Annotated in this window: 16 protein-coding genes; 12 read left to right on the top strand and 4 right to left on the bottom strand. The window is 38.4% G+C overall.

The genetic code is table 11. The features are described 5' to 3' along the window. The first annotated feature begins 25 nt into the window (after window positions 1–25). From EL17_RS13075 to EL17_RS13065, 3 genes are all read left to right on the top strand, one after another. Window positions 26–3,025, top strand: a complete 3,000-nt coding sequence (locus tag EL17_RS13075; protein ID WP_035074783.1) for a SusC/RagA family TonB-linked outer membrane protein — start codon at window positions 26–28, stop codon at window positions 3,023–3,025. 10 nt (window positions 3,026–3,035) lie between these two features. Further along, window positions 3,036–4,382 (top strand): RagB/SusD family nutrient uptake outer membrane protein, encoded by a 1,347-nt coding sequence (locus EL17_RS13070; RefSeq protein ID WP_035074781.1) that lies wholly within the window; start codon window positions 3,036–3,038, stop codon window positions 4,380–4,382. A 162-nt stretch (window positions 4,383–4,544) separates the two neighbouring features. Continuing rightward, the gene (locus EL17_RS13065) at window positions 4,545–5,447 is read left to right on the top strand and encodes a nucleotidyltransferase family protein (protein WP_035074778.1); all 903 of its coding nucleotides are present in this window, start codon (window positions 4,545–4,547) and stop codon (window positions 5,445–5,447) included. Window positions 5,448–5,619: 172 nt separating this feature from the next. On the opposite strand, the gene EL17_RS13060 is transcribed toward EL17_RS13065, so the two are convergent. After that, window positions 5,620–6,837, bottom strand: coding sequence for an ammonium transporter (locus EL17_RS13060; RefSeq protein WP_035074774.1), 1,218 nt, complete (start codon window positions 6,835–6,837; stop codon window positions 5,620–5,622). Between the two features lie 11 nt (window positions 6,838–6,848). Then, on the bottom strand, window positions 6,849–7,163 hold the full coding sequence (locus EL17_RS13055) for a P-II family nitrogen regulator (RefSeq protein WP_035074772.1): 315 nt from the start codon (window positions 7,161–7,163) through the stop codon (window positions 6,849–6,851). A 327-nt stretch (window positions 7,164–7,490) separates the two neighbouring features. Between EL17_RS13055 and EL17_RS13050 the strand changes: the two genes are divergently transcribed. Next, complete coding sequence (locus tag EL17_RS13050; protein ID WP_035074770.1) at window positions 7,491–7,907, top strand: DoxX family protein; 417 nt, start codon at window positions 7,491–7,493, stop codon at window positions 7,905–7,907. Here EL17_RS13050 and recF read toward each other — a convergent pair. Continuing rightward, window positions 7,904–9,007, bottom strand: a complete 1,104-nt coding sequence (gene recF / locus EL17_RS13045) for a DNA replication/repair protein RecF (RefSeq protein WP_035074768.1) — start codon at window positions 9,005–9,007, stop codon at window positions 7,904–7,906. The two genes, EL17_RS13050 and recF, sit on opposite strands and share 4 nt — an antisense overlap. Window positions 9,008–9,227: 220 nt before the next feature. Between recF and EL17_RS13040 the strand changes: the two genes are divergently transcribed. Then, window positions 9,228–10,175 carry a UDP-glucuronic acid decarboxylase family protein gene (locus EL17_RS13040; RefSeq protein ID WP_035074766.1) on the top strand — a complete coding sequence of 316 codons (948 nt, stop codon included), beginning with the start codon at window positions 9,228–9,230 and terminating at the stop codon, window positions 10,173–10,175. 209 nt (window positions 10,176–10,384) lie between these two features. Continuing rightward, complete coding sequence (gene pdhA, locus EL17_RS13035) at window positions 10,385–11,407, top strand: pyruvate dehydrogenase (acetyl-transferring) E1 component subunit alpha (RefSeq protein ID WP_035074763.1); 1,023 nt, start codon at window positions 10,385–10,387, stop codon at window positions 11,405–11,407. A gap of 117 nt (window positions 11,408–11,524) precedes the next feature. Here pdhA and EL17_RS13030 read toward each other — a convergent pair whose 3' ends face one another. After that, window positions 11,525–11,734 carry a hypervirulence associated TUDOR domain-containing protein gene (locus tag EL17_RS13030; protein WP_035074761.1) on the bottom strand — a complete coding sequence of 70 codons (210 nt, stop codon included), beginning with the start codon at window positions 11,732–11,734 and terminating at the stop codon, window positions 11,525–11,527. A gap of 74 nt (window positions 11,735–11,808) precedes the next feature. On the opposite strand from EL17_RS13030, the gene EL17_RS13025 reads away from it, so the two are divergent. The 6 genes from EL17_RS13025 (at window position 11,809) to EL17_RS13000 (ending at window position 17,324) form a co-directional block, all read left to right on the top strand. After that, a complete protein-coding gene (locus tag EL17_RS13025; protein WP_035074759.1) occupies window positions 11,809–12,147 on the top strand; it encodes a DUF3140 domain-containing protein in 339 nt (112 codons plus the stop codon). Window positions 12,148–12,304: 157 nt separating this feature from the next. Beyond that, window positions 12,305–13,027, top strand: a complete 723-nt coding sequence (locus EL17_RS13020) for a tetratricopeptide repeat protein (protein WP_035074756.1) — start codon at window positions 12,305–12,307, stop codon at window positions 13,025–13,027. A gap of 92 nt (window positions 13,028–13,119) precedes the next feature. Beyond that, a complete protein-coding gene (gene ribH, locus EL17_RS13015) occupies window positions 13,120–13,596 on the top strand; it encodes a 6,7-dimethyl-8-ribityllumazine synthase (protein ID WP_035074753.1) in 477 nt (158 codons plus the stop codon). Between the two features lie 81 nt (window positions 13,597–13,677). Beyond that, window positions 13,678–15,000, top strand: coding sequence for an aspartate kinase (locus EL17_RS13010; protein WP_035074751.1), 1,323 nt, complete (start codon window positions 13,678–13,680; stop codon window positions 14,998–15,000). A 249-nt stretch (window positions 15,001–15,249) separates the two neighbouring features. Beyond that, window positions 15,250–16,977, top strand: coding sequence for a M14 family zinc carboxypeptidase (locus EL17_RS13005; protein WP_035074749.1), 1,728 nt, complete (start codon window positions 15,250–15,252; stop codon window positions 16,975–16,977). Between the two features lie 5 nt (window positions 16,978–16,982). Further along, complete coding sequence (locus EL17_RS13000) at window positions 16,983–17,324, top strand: DUF6787 family protein (RefSeq protein ID WP_035074746.1); 342 nt, start codon at window positions 16,983–16,985, stop codon at window positions 17,322–17,324. The last annotated feature ends 2 nt before the right edge of the window (window positions 17,325–17,326 follow it).

Here is a 17,326-nt window from a genome sequence, read left to right as displayed (position 1 = left end):
ATTTTTGCGAAATCTAAATAATTATATGAAAAAAACTATATTAACAATGATGATCCTGTTGTGCACTTTAACCTTTTCTTGGGCTCAAGAAATGGAGATAAGCGGCAGAGTACTGTCAGGCGAAGATGGTTTACCCATTCCAGGAGCCAGTATTATGATAAAGGGAACCACTACAGGTGTAGTTACTAATGAAGATGGCAATTTTACTATCATGGTAAACTCGGGACGTGATGTTCTGGTAATCAGTTTTGTCGGAATGGCCGAAAAGGAAGTGACAGTAGGGAACCAAACATTTTTGGAAATAACCCTTAGAGATGAAGCACAAAGATTGGACGAGGTAGTAGTGATCGGATATGGAACCATGGACAGGTCAAGACTTACCAGCTCGGTATCATCGATAGGCAGTGATGCATTGGAAAGAGATCCCTTGCCCAGTGTAGCTCAAGCTATCCAAGGTAAAGCCGGAGGGGTTCAGGTAACCCAAAATTCCGGCACACCGGGAGGGGGAGTGAGTATCAGGGTGAGAGGTACCACTTCCATCAATGCCAGTTCCGAGCCTTTATATGTTATCGATGGGGTACCAGTGAACGGAAACACAAATTTTACAGGAGGACAGAATTTTGATTTTGGGGGAGCAGATCAGGGCATCAATATCCTTTCATCTTTAAATCCAAATGATATAGCTTCGGTAGAAATATTAAAAGATGCTGCAGCTACAGCCATTTATGGTGCTAGGGCATCCAACGGCGTGGTATTGATCACTACCAAGCGTGGGGCAGCAGGCCAAAGTAGAATCAGTATAAATGCTTATGCGGGATACTCCGAAGTTCCTAGAGAAAGAAGGCTGAATTTTATGGATTCCAATCAATATATTGATTATATACAGGATTTGTGGAGCTATAATCCAAGCGGCGGACAGATCAACCCCGCTTTGTTAAACTCTAATGTGTATACGGACTGGCAAGAAGAAATATTCAGAACAGCACCTATCCAAAATTATGAAATATCCGCTACCGGAGGTAGTGAAGCTACCCAGTACTATACTTCCTTTGGTTATTATAACCAGGAAGGTACTATCCAAAATTCTGGCTTTGACAGAATGAGTTTTAGGCTTAACTTGGACCATCAGCATAGTGACAGGTTAAGATTTAGTTCCAATGTAAACCTAACCAGGGCATTTAATAGAAGAATACAGGAAGAAAATGCCAGGGAAGCCCCCATTAGAAACGGACTGACTTCTCCCCCAACCCTAAGGGTAAGAGATGAACTGGGCAATTATGTCTTTGATCCCCAAGGTACTTCCAGAGAAAATCCGATTGCCTGGTTAGAACTTCCTACCAATACAGCAGAAACTTTCAGAATCCTAGCAAACATTGGGGCCACTTATGAAATAGCCAGGGGCTTGTCCTTCAGAACAAATGTAGGAATAGATGTATCTTATATAGAAGAGACTTTCTTTCTACCACCTTATGGTGTGCGGTATTTGGAAGGCATAGGAGTAGGGGGTAGCAGAGTGACCAGAGACCAATTGTGGTTGAATGAAAACATTCTTCAGTACGAACGCAGATTTGGCGATCATAGTCTGGACCTATTGTTGGGGTTGTCCTTTCAGGAATCCCGCTTTAATTTCACTGATGCCAGAAGAAATAATTTTCCGTTTAATGACATCCCGCTGATAAGTGCCGGAGGAGTGATTACCGGAGCCAATGCCAGTGCTCAGGAATGGAGTATTGTATCCTATTTTTCAAGACTGAATTATGGGTTTAAGGACAGATATTTGTTTACTGCTAATTTCCGGGTAGATGGCTCCTCCAGATTTGGACAAGATAGCCGCTATGGCACATTCCCATCTTTTGCTTTAGCTTGGCGAGTGGGACAGGAGGATTTTCTTAGAACCAGCTCCACGGTTAGCAACTTGAAGTTGAGAACAAGTTGGGGACTAAGTGGAAACCAAGAAATTCCAAATTATGTCAATCAGATCTTATATTCCGGAGGGCAGAATTATGCTAACCAACCCGGATTTTTGCCCAATGTATTTGGAGACAGTAATTTGGGGTGGGAAACTACAGAACAATATAATTTTGGTTTAGATTTAGGGCTCTTCAATGACCGAATAAATTTATTAGCAGATTATTATGTAAAAAACACGCGTGATCTGCTCATACTAGTGGCAGTCCCTCGAACTTCAGGATATCAAAATGCCTTCAGAAATCTTGGCGAAATCCAAAATAAAGGCTTTGAATTTGAATTAAGTACCCGAAACCTGATCGGAGAATTTAGCTGGAATACTTCCCTGAATATGACATTTAACCGTAATAAGGTAATCTCCCTTCCAGAAGGAGATATTTTAGGAGGAGTCGGAAATTTCAACATCGCGCGTGAGGGGCTGCCTCTGGGATCATTCTATGGATGGCAGACTGCTGGAGTCAATCCTGAAACAGGGATGATCGACTTCTTAAGGAATGATGGTTCATTAGGAGCCCCTTCCCGACAGGAAGACAGAAGAATCATAGGTAATCCCCACGCAAGGCTTTATGGGGGCATCACCAATAATTTCTTTTACAAAGGCTTCGATTTAAGCATAATGGGGCAGTTTGTTTCTGGAATTGAACTGTATAACTATACGGCATTTTATCGCTTGGCTGGAACCAATCTTAGTAGTAATGGGGACATAGCATGGACAAGGAGGTGGAGGCAGCCAGGAGATATTACCGATATACCCCGTCCTTCTCCCGGTAATTTTGACAATTCGGCAGTTTCGACCAGATGGGTCGAAGATGGCTCTTTCTTTAGAATAAGAAATATCACCCTTGGCTATAGCTTACCAGCTTCTATTACTGAAAGATTGAAAGTAGAAAATTTTAGGGTATATACGACTATACAAAATGCATTTTTAATTACCAATTATACGGGTTTTGATCCAGAGGTAAATGCACTTTCTACTGATGGGATAGCGTACGGAACTGATCACAGTAATTATCCACAGCCACGGATTTTCACCGGCGGAGTAAACATTACATTTTAATAAGGAAATCATGAAAAAAAAATTATATATCATTTTGCTATTTTCCATGCTAGTTACTGCATGTGATGATTTTATAGATAAACAGCCTCTTGATCAATTAAGTCAGGAAACTTTTTTTACCAATGAAGCCACTACCCAAGCAGCGCTTATGGGAGCTTATAGAAGTCTGACCAGCAGTTTTGCGTATGGGCAAGCTTTAATAGTTATTCCAGAATTTGCGGCAGGACATATGCGCCATATTTCCAATTTCCCAGAATATATGGAATACCAAAATTTTAATATTAGGATTGACAATCCCTGGGCACTTAATATTTGGACTTCTTCTTATCAGACCATAAATGCCGTTAACAATATTATCGGATTTGCCCCGCAAATAGATGGCTTTGCCAATAACCCCGCTTTACAAAATCTAGTATTGGAAGCTAGATGGATTCGAGCTTTAACTTATTTTAACCTGGTAAGGGCCTGGGGGGATGTTCCTCTTCTTCTAAACCCTACCACTCCAGCTACCACCTCGACAGCTACCAGGGTATCCAGAAATTCCACTCAGGAAGTTTATACCGCCATTGTGTCGGACCTGGAAGCTGCGATGAACCTACCCATGATAGCAGGAACAGGCATCATGAAGGGCAGGGCTAATGGTTATTCTAGCAGAGCGCTATTATCTAAAGTACACCTTTATCTGGAAAACTATACTGAGTCAGCACGGCTGGCCAATGAAGTGATCAATAGTATGGAGTTTACTTTGGTAAGTAATTATAGCAGCATTTGGCAAAACGAAAACTCCCAGGAATCTATTTTTGAACTTCAATTTGATGAACAAACTACCAATGCTTTTGTACAGGTTGCTAATCCAGCATCCCGACAGGAGTTTTTTGCTTCCGACCTAGCCTATGACCTTTTTGAGGAAAATGATCTGAGAAGGGATTTTTCCATCAATGAAGCAGTGGACAATTCAGGGAATATAAATCTATATGTAGGAAAATACCGTAATTTTAACCCAGCCACCCAGAACATCCCTATTATCCGGTTGGCAGAAATATATTTAATATGTGCCGAAGCACTGGCAAGATCCCAAGGGACCCCCCTAGGCGAGCCCCAAAACCACTTGGGTGAAGTGAGAACACGTGCTGGTCTGGAAACTACTCCTACACCAGCATTAGAAGCATTTATCCGTGCTGTTCAACTAGAGAAAAGGAAAGAATTGATCTTTGAATCAGAAGCCTATTTTGATTTAATAAGAACAGGTTTAGCTTTTGAAACTTTAGGTTTAACGAATCCACAAAGGGCATTGTTTCCGATACCCCAATTGGAACTTGATATAAACAATAACCTTACTCAAAACCCAGGATATTGATTCCCAAAGAACAGCTTAAAATTTATAAGCTGTTCTTTTTTTGAATGGCTTAGTTTATGTAGAGCATATAAAAGCAAAAATCATAAAAACCATTTTATAAAATTGAGATCAGTTTTAAGAAATGCCTACATTTGAAGCTTTAATAATTAAAATTATAAGAAAATGAGTAAACCAACACTTTTGGTCCTTGCTGCAGGCATGGGCAGCCGATATGGAGGCAACAAACAGATTGATGGATTTGGTCCTAATGGTGAAACTATAATAGAATATTCAATCTATGATGCGATAAGGGCTGGATTTGGCAAAGTAGTCTTTATCGTGAGAGCCGAAATTTTAGAAGAGGTAAAAGATAAATTTTTACCAAAATTGGAAGGAAAAGTCGAAGTACAATTTGTACTTCAGTCATTAGAAAAGTTAGTTCCTCAGGAACTTAAAAACCCTGAAAGGTCAAAGCCCTATGGTACTGCCCATGCTGTATTATGCGCCAAGAATGCTGTGAAAGAACCTTTTGCTGTTATCAATGCAGATGATTTTTATGGACTGGAAGCATTTGATGCTTTAGGCAAGTTCTTAAGCAATGGCGTACAGCCAAACCTTCACTGCATGATAGGATATGCAGTGGAAGATGTGCTTTCGGATAATGGATCAGTAGCTAGAGGTGTCTGTGAAACCAATGAAGAAAACCAACTCCTGGGCATGGTTGAAACTACCAATATACAGAGAGAAGGGGACAAAATTATAAGCAGAGAAGATCAGGTCACACAAGAAATCAAACCTGGTACTCCAGTATCTATGAACTGTTGGGGATTTCACCCTGCTATTTTTGAGGCTATTGAGGACATGTGGATCCCTTTTCTTAAAGGCAGCCAAAATAATCTAAAGTCAGAATTTTATATCCCAACAGTAGCAAACCAACTGATACAGGATGGAAAAGCAGTAGTAGAAATTTTGCCAGGAGGAAAAACCTGGTTTGGAGTAACCTACGCTGATGATAAACCAGATGTAATAGCAGCTTTAAAAAAGCTTCATGACGAAGGTGAATATCCAAAACAACTGTGGAATTAATTTATAATAAGTCATGCCATTACTAGCATGACTTATTTAATTCTATACTTCCTTAATGGTATAAATTCTATATTAATCCCCTCCATACTCGGTTGTAATATGTACAGATTAACTTACGCGTAAAGCTTTTGCTTTTTTTACAAGGATCTAAAATTATTTACTAATAATAAGATCATTCCTTTCTTCCAAAATAAGGATAGGCATGCATGCTATGTTCATGCACATCTAACCCATCCTTTTCCACTTTTTCAGACACCCTCAGTCCCATTATTTTGTCTATTATTTTAAATGCTATATAACTAAAAACCAAGCAAAAAATCCCTACGACACCTATCCCTATTATCTGTGAAATTAGTTGGGACCATCCTGCCAGCTTTCCAAAAATACCCACGGCCAATGTTCCCCATATACCCCCAAACAGATGAACCGGTATCACCCCCACAGGATCATCTATCCGCCATTTATCTACCAATCTGACGCCAAATACTACCATGACTCCCCCTATACCTCCTACCATAACAGCCTCTCCTATGGACATTAAATTAGAGCCCGCCGTAATGCTGACCAGTCCGGATAAAATGCCATTGAATACCATAGTGATATCAAATGTTTTGAACAGTAAATGAGAGGTAAAATGGGCTGCTATAGCTGCTGATGCCGCCGCTACACCTGTAGTGACAAATACTTGTGACAGCTGGCCTGCGTATGCTCCACCTATAGATCCTCCATTAAACCCAAACCAGCCAAACCAAAGTAAAAATACGCCAATTGTAGCTAATGGTATATTATGTCCTGGGAAAGCCTTGGTTTCACCACCTACAAATTTTCCTATACGAGGCCCCAATACCAATGCTCCTACTAAAGCAGCCCATCCACCGGCACTATGCAACAGCGTACTCCCCGCAAAATCATAAAAAGGGGTATCCATATTGTCCAAAAATCCTCCTCCCCACTTCCACCTGGCTATTATAGGAAAGCATAATCCAGTATAAAGTGTAGAAAATAGCAGAAAAGGAGTCAGCTTAATCCTTTCTGCCACCGCTCCGGATACTATAGTAGCGGAGGTGGCAGCAAACATCGCCTGAAAAATAAAATTAGTATAAAATGTAAATTTATCGTTAAAAGCATCCTGCCCATCTCCTCCTGGAAAATGTACACCCAGTCTAAAAACAGATGAAATATCTACTGCATGCATGATGTTATAACCGACCAAGGCGTATGTTAGGATGCCTATAGAAGGTATAATTGCATTTTTGTACAGGATATTAATGGTGTTCTTTTGCCTAACCAGTCCTGCTTCGAGTGCTGCAAATCCCAAATGCATAATAAATACCAATATGGTGGCAACGATCATCCATAGGTTGTGAAGGATGAATATATCATCAGTCATAGTAGAAATAATTAAGAAAATTGAGAAAATTCAACAATGTCAGTGAAAAAAACTTCGATCGGGGAGAGCTGAGGAGCATTTTTGACCAATTCTGATAGAGCGGTTTTTAAATCCGAAATTTTTTCTTTACTAGTCAAAATTTCAATTTTTATTTTAGAAGTATATCCTTTTGAATGGCTTACCCCTCTATAGACTGTAGTCTGATCTAGAGGGTTACCGATACTGCTTATTTCGAAAAAATTTAACATATTGATTTCCAGATTAGACACACTTTTAAGTACATCATCTATATGGTCCCCATTAATAATTATTTCTATTTTAACCATGTGCCGATTTATAGATTTAAATTGTCATTTTTCACTTGGATAAAAATAAAACAGCCCTAAGAGGACAATGTTTAATAAGAATAAAGTAATGGGAAGTAAGCATTGGAGATTTCCGTATAGCCAAAGGCCGGTTAATTCATATCTATCATTCTTGGAAAACTTTTTTCCATGAGTATGTAGGTATAAAAAGCGTAAGAATAAACCCAATTTGTTCTAATAGGGAGCAAAAAATTCTGAAACCTTTTGGATTAGGTATTATAATTGATTAAGTTCAAATTTAACAGAAACGAAAAATCCTATTCTACCTATTTAATAACCACTAGTACAATGAAAAAAATGTTGTTTTCCACCCGACCTTTTTTTGTAGACACTGCCTTACTTGTATTAAGAGTAGGAGTGGCGATAATGATGATCACGCATGGGTGGAGCAAAATAGTCAATTTTAGCGAAACAATGGAAAGCTTTCCTGATCCTTTGGGCATAGGAGTGGCTTTATCTTTACAGCTGACCATATTTGCTGAATTTTTCTGTGCCATATTATTAGGTTTGGGATTCATGACAAGGTTAGCTTTGGTTCCTTTGATTATTGCTATGCTTACGGCTGCATTTATGGTTCATGCTGGAGATCCCTTTTCAGATAAAGAACTATCATTACTTTACCTTTTAAGTTTTATATTTTTATTTCTCAGAGGTCCTGGATTATATTCTATGGATGGCCAGATATTAAAGAAAAAGAGATATTAATCAGGTGATAGCATGCCGTCTTTAATATTAAAATAGCGTTTGTCGGCATTAATAGTACTCAGAATCTGTTTTGAGCGCTCTGGCCTGGCATCTGTTATAAACAGCTGACCGAATTCATGATTAGCTACAAGTTCTATCATTTTGGCTATCCTAAGATCATCTAATTTATCAAATATATCATCCAGTAAAAGGATGGGCAAAATCCCCTTTCTTTCTTTTAAGATTTGGAACTGGGATAATTTAAGCGCGATTAAAAAAGACTTTTGCTGTCCCTGAGATCCAAATTTTTTCAGTGGATACCCCCCTATCGTAAACACAAAATCATCCTTATGGATACCTTTATTCGTTCTTTTAAGTATGATATCCCTACTTAAAGAAGCCTTAAATTTAGTTTCAAAATCTAAATCCTTTCCATCACTTTGATAAACGACCTCTACTGTTTCTTTCTCACCTGATATCACACCATAATGCTTTTGCAACCCTTTAAGAAAATCCTGAATAAAGGTTTCCCTTTTGATATATATAGATTTGGTCAGATTTATTATTTCGATATTGTAAGGTTCTAAAAGACTTTGATCAATTTGCCCTGATTCTGAAAACTGTTTTAGCAAGGCATTCCGCTGTTTTAGAAAGTGTTGATACCTCACCAGTAGATGCAGATAAGGCTTATCCAACTGAGAAATGATGCTATCAAAAAAATTTCTTCTACCCTCACTGCCGTCTTTGATGAGTTGTGTATCATCAGGGGCTATCATCACTACCGGCAAAAGCCCTATATGCTCACTCATCTTATCATAGGCTTTGCCTGTATGGAGCATTTGCTTTTTTTTCCCACTTTCCACTATACATTTGATCTCTATATTTTTTTCTTCCAACTCAAAATCTCCCTTGATGGTAAAAAAACTTTTTTCATGTAGGATATTCTGGACATCTACTGTATTGAATGCACTCCTTGTAAAACATAGATAATGGATGGCATCCAAAAGATTGGTTTTTCCGCTGCCATTGGTACCCAAAAAACAATTGATTTCATTTGAAAATTCAGCCCGCACCAAATGGTAATTTTTAAATTGATGAAGATTGATATTTTTTAAGTGCATAGGCTTTCAACGCATAAATTTAACGAACGTAACATTAGTGATTTTAACAGACAAATTATTAGATGTAAAATATTTTAACACTAAACCGTAAGGGAATTTGATATTTTATATAAAAATTGGCGCTATATTTCATTAATATGAAAAAGCAAATATAATTGCTTATATTAAAACCTATTGTTTAAATTACTGTATTTTCGCACCATATCTAAATTAGAAATTAATGAAAAGAATATTAGTAACCGGTGGTTCAGGATTTTTAGGTTCCCACCTTTGTGAAAGGCTACTTAAGGAAGGAAATGAAGTTCTCTGTGTAGATAATCTATTCACCGGTAGAAAAAACAATATTTACCACCTACTGGATAACAAGAGCTTTGAATTCATGAGGCATGACATCACTTTCCCTATGTATGTGGAAGTAGATGAGATATATAACCTGGCATGTCCTGCCAGCCCGGTCCATTATCAGTTTGATCCTGTCCAGACCACCAAAACTAGTGTCATAGGGGCCATCAATATGTTAGGCCTAGCCAAAAGGTTAAAAATTAAAATATTACAGGCAAGTACTTCAGAAGTATATGGTGATCCGGAAATACATCCCCAGCCAGAATCCTATAAAGGAAGTGTAAGCACTACAGGGATCAGGGCATGCTATGACGAGGGTAAAAGGTGTGCTGAAACATTATTTTTTGATTATCACAGACAGCACAAAGTGAATATCAAAGTAATGCGGATCTTTAACACTTACGGTCCACGAATGCATCCTAATGATGGAAGGGTGGTCAGCAATTTTATAGTACAGGCCCTACAGGGAGAGGACATCACGATTTTCGGAGATGGAATGCAGACGAGAAGCTTCTGCTATGTGGATGACAATATAGAAGGCATGTACAGACTTATGAACTCCAGAGATGGCTTTACCGGGCCTGTGAATATCGGTAACCCGGGTGAATTTACCATGTTAGCTTTAGCAGAAAACATCATAAGGCTCACTAATAGTAAAAGTAAACTAAAATTTCTCTCTCTTCCACAGGATGATCCTATGCAGCGCAAGCCTGTCATAGAATTAGCCAAAAAAGAACTAGATTGGGAGCCCAAAGTGAACCTAGAGACAGGTTTGGTTAAAACCATAGCTTATTTTGACGATCTACTCAGAAAAGAAACCATCTAATAAGCAGCAGCTCCTATTGCTATAGCAGGTAATCTCAGCCCATACTTAGAGGGGAGAAGGCCTGTTACTTCTAATCTACCTTTGTAAATTTAATATCAGCGTAAAGATTATCTACTTACTTTTTCCCAGTAATTTTGTAAAGGGTTCATAATTTCAGCTGATTTACTTATATTTGGGGCCCAACGTTAGCATATTTATAATCATACGACATGGCAGAAAGCAGTTCTAATACAGCAAAATCGAAAGTTAAATACTCCAAAGAGACCTATACCTTTTGGTATGAGAGCATGTTGCTCATGAGGAGATTTGAAGAAAAGGCAGGTCAATTATATGGACAACAGAAAATCCGTGGATTCTGTCACTTATATATCGGTCAGGAAGCATGTGCTTCAGGAGCCATTTCAGCATTGGAAAAAGAAGATAAATGGATTACAGCATATAGAGATCACGCTCATCCGCTTGGGTTGGGAACAGATCCCGGGGCGGTGATGGCTGAATTATATGGAAAAGTCACCGGCACCACTAAAGGTAAAGGGGGCTCTATGCACATATTTGATAAGTCTGTCAACTTTATAGGGGGTCATGGCATAGTAGGAGCACAGGTTCCTATGGGTCTTGGGATCGGATTTGCAGAAAAATATCAAGGTACCAAAAACCTGTGTATCTGCTATATGGGAGATGGCGCAGTAAGACAAGGTGCCGTTCATGAAGCCTTTAACCTGGCCATGTTATACAAAACCCCTGTTATTTTCGTGATTGAAAACAATGGTTACGCTATGGGTACTGCTGTGAAAAGATCCTCCAATGTAGAAGATCTTTCTACCCTGGGTGAATCATATGATATGCCCTCTTTTGCAGTAGATGCCATGAATGTAGAAGCCGTACACGAAGCAGTGGCAGAAGCTGCTGAAAGAGCGAGAAGTGGAAACGGACCTACCTTGTTAGAATTCCGGACCTATAGATATAAGGGGCATTCTATGTCTGACCCTCAGAAATACAGAACACGCGAAGAGGTAGAAGAATATAAAGGCAAAGACCCTATAGAACAGGTTAAAAAAACGATCATAGAAAACCAGATCCTTTCTGATGATGAAATCGATGAAATCAATAAGAAAGTGAAGAAACAGGTTGAAGACGCGGTAAAGTTTGCCGAAGAAAGCGATTGGCCCAATGGGCAGGATGCTTTTAAAGATGTCTACATGCAGGAAGATTATCCTTTTGTGATGGAATGATTTTCCTTAAATAATTATTATGAAGTCAGCCTTAAAGGCTGACTTTTTTTTATTCCCCATTTCCCTGTTACCCATACTGCTGCATTTAATGAAGGCCCAGGTCTGACCGCGGTACACTTACTTCTTTTCCACCTCGCTTTCCAGCTTGAGCACCTTGTCACCGTCTGATTGTTCTATATATAAAGCTTTATCATCAGAACTGCCTTTCCTTTTAATTTCCGATCCTTTTATATTTTTACTCACTTCTGTATCATAAGTTTCTAGAACCTTACCCTGAGCAATACCCGAACTCCATTTCCAAGTTACTTGACTTCCCTTACGTATCATAAGCCTTATTCATTTTTCATTAAAACAATGAGTTATACAAGTTGTTTTTAAGTACCATACTAAATTTACTTATCATGGCAAGCAAAGAAAATGATGATATCTACAATGAGTTCTATGAAAAGGTGAATATGACACCATCAGAACTGGAAAAATGGCTGGAAACTGAAGAGTCTAAAAGTTCAGGTCAAGGAAGCGAAAATGGCCAATCTATAGGCTACAAAAGCGGGAAAAAGATTATTAAAATTAAACGTACCAAGAAAGAAAATTTGAAAGAAGTGGATTACAAGCATATGTCTAAAGTAAATTCATATATAGCAAGACACAGTGCCCAAAAGCCAGAAGGAGACATCAGTAAAACCACCTGGAGATACAGTTTAAAAAACTGGGGATTTGATCCATTAAAAAACAAATAAAAAAACAGATTGAATTACCCGGAATTAAAAGATAACAGATGTAACCGAGTATTAGAAGAGAGAATATGATTTATAATGTTAAGAAAAGTCATAAAAAGCAAAAGGTTTTGTTAATAATTAAAACATAATCTATATTTGCGACTGAAAAACAGTAATAATGGCTAAAACAGATATTAAAAACAAGGCACAAGCCCAGCAAGAGCAATCAAATGAACTTCTGGAAAACCCTGATGTAATTGCAGATAGATTAGGTAGAGGGGAAGCTTTTTTAAAGCAAAATTCAAAAATCGTCGGAGGTATCATAATTGCCATAATTTTGGTCATCGCAGGGGTATTGTTTTTTCAAATAAACCGCGAAAACCAAAATAAAAAAGCTCAGGAAGAGATGTTCCAAGCGGTCTATTACTGGGAGCAGGATGAAACTGACCTTGCCTTAAATGGAGATGGTGACAATGTAGGTTTACTATACATAGCAGATGAATATTCAGGAACAGCTTCTGCTAATCTTGCCAATTTTTATATAGGATCTATTTACCTTTCAGAGGGCCAGTTTCAGAATGCTATTGACCATTTGAAAAAATTCTCTTCTGACGATTTTTTCGTACAGTCGCGTGCTTACTCACTTATAGGTGATGCCTATATGGAATTGGATAATACCAGCGATGCCATCACTAATTACAAAAAGGCTGCTGATCACAATGAGAATAAATTCTTTACACCTCGATATTTATATAAATTGGCCATTGCCTATGAAGAAGCTGGAGATGTAAGTAATGCCATAGATACTTATAGTACTATAGAAAACCAATATTTCGAATCATACGAATTTACCGCAGCTCGAAAGCATAAAGCTCGCTTGGAAGGCCTTGCTTCTAGGTAATGATCTGTGGTATACAGCATTTTAGGAAGAGTAAGGTCTGATAGATCTTACTCTTTTTTTATTTATTCATATTAACAAACACAAATTTATTTATGGCCACTACCCTAAAAAATCTCAGCCAATACTCATCCTCTAACATACCGGATATCAGCAACAAAAAATTCGCTATCGTGGTATCAGAGTGGAATGAAGATGTGACTGAATCCCTCTATAGAGGTGCTATAGAAACCTTAATGAAACACGGGGCTCAAAAGGAAAATATTTATAGAAAAGATGTTCCAGGATCTTTTGAATTATCCCTAGGTGCCCAATGGGTGGCAGAAATAGAAGACATAGACGCAGTTATCTGTCTTGGCTGTGTGATACAGGGAGAAACACGTCATTTTGATTTTATATGTGATGCTGTGGCACATGGCATAACCAACGTAGGGCTAAAATACAACAAACCTGTCATCTTTGGTGTCCTGACTCCCGAAAACCAAAAACAGGCCCTAGACAGAGCAGGTGGAAAACATGGCAATAAAGGCGATGAAGCAGCCATCACGGCGATTAAAATGCTCGGGTTCTAAATTTTCAGTTTAGGTAATGTAATTTATTATCAGAACGCATTGGCCAGTCTTAAAATTAAATATCGGTAATCCATTTATAATATGAAAATTATGAAATTTGGGGGTACTTCCGTAGGAAAGCCCGAAAGAATGCTTCAGGTAAAAGACCTGATCACTAAAGACACTGAAAGGAAGATCGTAGTGCTTTCGGCACTTTCGGGAACCACCAATTCATTGGTCAAAATAGGAGAAGCCCTCGCCCTGGCTGATAAACAATTAGCCAAAGAACGCATAGATGAGCTCCATGCCCATTATGAACAGTTTTATCAGGAACTGTTACAAAGTTCAGCCGGCCGTGACAAAGCTCTGAAAATTATACAGGAGCACTTTGAGTTTTTAAATATTATCCTAAAGATAAGCTTTAATGAAGCCATTAACAGGGACATCTTAGCCCAAGGTGAATTACTATCCACCAAGCTTTTCCAAACACTCATGGAAGAACTAAAGGTAGATACGGTGTTCCTTTCAGCAATGGATTTTATGAGCATAGATGAAAACCAGGAACCAGAATTACTAAAAATAGGGGAGAAGCTAAAAGCAATATTAGGAGAATACCCGGATAACAGTATTTTTGTCACCCAAGGTTATATCTGTAAAAACCATCGCAATGAAGTAGATAACCTCAAAAGGGGAGGAAGTGATTATACCGCTTCTCTTATTGGCGCGGCTATAAGTGCAGAAGTAGTGGAGATATGGACAGATATAGATGGGATGCATAATAACGATCCCAGAATAGTAGACCAAACAAAACCTATCGCACAGCTTTCCTTCGATGAAGCAGCAGAACTAGCTTATTTTGGTGCTAAAATCCTACATCCTGCTTCTATATGGCCTGCTCAGATGTACAATGTGCCTGTAAAATTATTAAATACCATGCAACCGGAAGCATTGGGTACTACCATCACTGCAGAGGAACAGGGCACAGGTGTAAAGGCGATAGCAGCTAAAGATAGCATTACTGCTATCAAAATAAAATCCAGCAGGATGCTTCTCGCATATGGTTTTTTAAGAAAAGTATTTGAAATTTTTGAAAAATACAAAACACCCATAGATATGATTACCACTTCAGAAGTGGCTCTATCGGTTACCATCGATGATGAAACATACCTCAAACAAATAATAGCAGAGCTGGAACAGTTTGGTTTGGTAGAAGTAGATCATAACCAAACCATCATCTGTATCGTAGGCAATATGGTGGCTGATAATAAAGGAACGATTAAAAAAGTTATGGATGCCTTGGGAGAGTTTCCTATTAGGATGATATCTTATGGCGGCAGTAGGCATAATGTTACCCTATTGATCAGTGCATCACTTAAAAATGAGGCGTTACAAAACCTTAATAAAGGCCTTTTTTCGTTTAATTAACACCATCAGGGACATAATCAAAGCCAACCGCATATAAAGTTGGCTTTGATTTTAATCCTATCATATCGAGAAAGAGATATTAAATGAAAACATATTTTTTTAGGAATTAACTTGAAATAAATAAGATTACCATAAAGCTGAATATACCTAGTATTATATAATGGCATTTATAGAAATGACTGTACGGAAGTTGTGATTTTCATCCTGGGAAATATATGAATTCAGAATCAGTTTTAAAAAGACCCATAGATGAAAAAACATATCATTTTTATCCTTCTCTTTATAATAACCTTTGCTGTAAACGCCCAATATCCCACACATTTTGAGCAAACTTACGGTAAAGAAACTCCCACATATGATCAGATCATAAATTTTTATGATACATTGGCTTCATTTTCAAAAAATGTCCAGATCTATGAAAAAGGTATGACAGATAGTGGCAAACCCCTTCATTTGATCATCTATGATCATGATGCTGATTTTGAACCTGATCAATGGAAATTAGCCAATAAAAAAATAATATTTATAAACAACGGCATCCATCCCGGTGAGCCTGCCGGCATAGATGCTTCTATGATCTTATTAAGAGATGTAGTACTGGGTAAAATAAAAATTTCCCCAGATATCGTTTTGGCCATCATACCGGTATATAATATAGGTGGGCACCTCAATAGAAATGCCACCAGCAGGGTAAACCAGAACGGGCCCGAATCATACGGATTCAGGGGCAATGCTAAAAATTACGATCTCAACAGGGATTTTATAAAATCAGATACCAAAAATTCCCGTTCTTTTCAGGAAATATTCCATTGGCTGAACCCTCTGGTATTCATCGATACCCATACTAGCAATGGTGCAGATTATCAGCACATCATGACCCTGATCCCTACACAGCATGACAGATTAGGAGGGGAACTTGGCGGCTACCTCAAAAACAGTATGATTCCTTATCTATTTGAAGAAATGGAAAAAAGTGGCTACCCCATGGTCCCTTATGTAAATTCATGGAATGGCACCCCAGAAAATGGCTGGCCTCAGTTTAAGGATTCTCCACGGTATAGCAGCGGTTATGCAGCCCTTTTCCATACGCTCAGCTTTATGCCCGAAGCTCATATGCTGAAGACTTATGAAGAAAGGGTAAATAGTATGACCGCACTGTTAGAGACATTTATAAAGATAGTAGAAAAAGATGGGGCTCATATACTGGAAATGAAACTGAGGGACGAAAACCAAACCTCACTGCAAAACACCTTTGGGTTTAACCATATCAGCGACAAAACCAGCTATACAGAAATACCGTTTCATGGCTATACTTCCGCCACTAAACCAAGTAAAATATCGGGACAGGACCGCTTATATTATGATCAGACAAAACCTTTTATAAATAAAGTAAAATATTATGATACTTATCAGGCGTCCTTCAGTTTGCATAAGCCAGCTGCCTATGTAGTCCCCCAAGGTTGGTTTGAGGTAGTGGAGAATCTCCAAAGAAATGGGGTAAAAGCTGAGACCTTTGATAGGGACACCTCCATCCAAGTGTCAGTTTACCTCATAGAAGGATTAGAAACTGCATCCAACCCTTATGAAGGACATTATATACATTCAAATGTAAAGGTTAAACGAATAGATGAAATTGTTCCCATTAGTAAAGGGGATTTTTTGATACCCATGAATCAAGTGACCAATAGGTTTGTTATGGAAGTCCTGGAGCCAGAGGCTGAAGACAGTTATTTTATGTGGAACTATTTTGATACTATATTACAGGCCAAAGAAGGTTACTCTGCGTATGTCTTTGAGGACCTTGCTGCCGCATTCCTAGACCAAAACCCTAATATAAAGGCAGCCCTGGAAAAAAAGAAAAGTGAAGACGATGAGTTTGCTTCAAACGGACCCGCCCAGTTAAGATGGGTATATGAGCATTCACCTTGGAAAGAAACAGCGCATAACCGATATCCCATTTATCGGATAGAACCATAAATGAAATGAATAAAGAAAAAATACATCAAAAGAAAAGTTATCTTCTTAAGTTACAAACCAAATGGGGACTTCAAAATATTTGGCAAGTATTTTTGGTTTTATTGGTATTTGCCTGTACAGGCATGACGGTTATGTTCATTAAAAACCCTCTCTTCGAAGCGCTTGGGATAGACATGAGTACGGGTGGATTTTGGAAAAATACACTGTACTTTCTATTTGTCCTTCCACTTTACCAGGTGATTTTACTGTTTTATGGATTTCTTTTTGGGCAGTTTGCTTTCTTTTGGGAAAAGGAAAAGCGGCTGGCAAAACTTATCCGTAAAGGGTTTAGTAAAAACAGAACATGATC

This window comes from Anditalea andensis (genome assembly GCF_000714815.1).
In the GTDB taxonomy this organism is placed as follows: Bacteria; Bacteroidota; Bacteroidia; order Cytophagales; family Cyclobacteriaceae; genus Anditalea; species Anditalea andensis.
The sequence above is the reverse complement of the archived record's forward strand: the minus strand, read 5'-3'. Positions and strand labels throughout refer to the sequence as shown.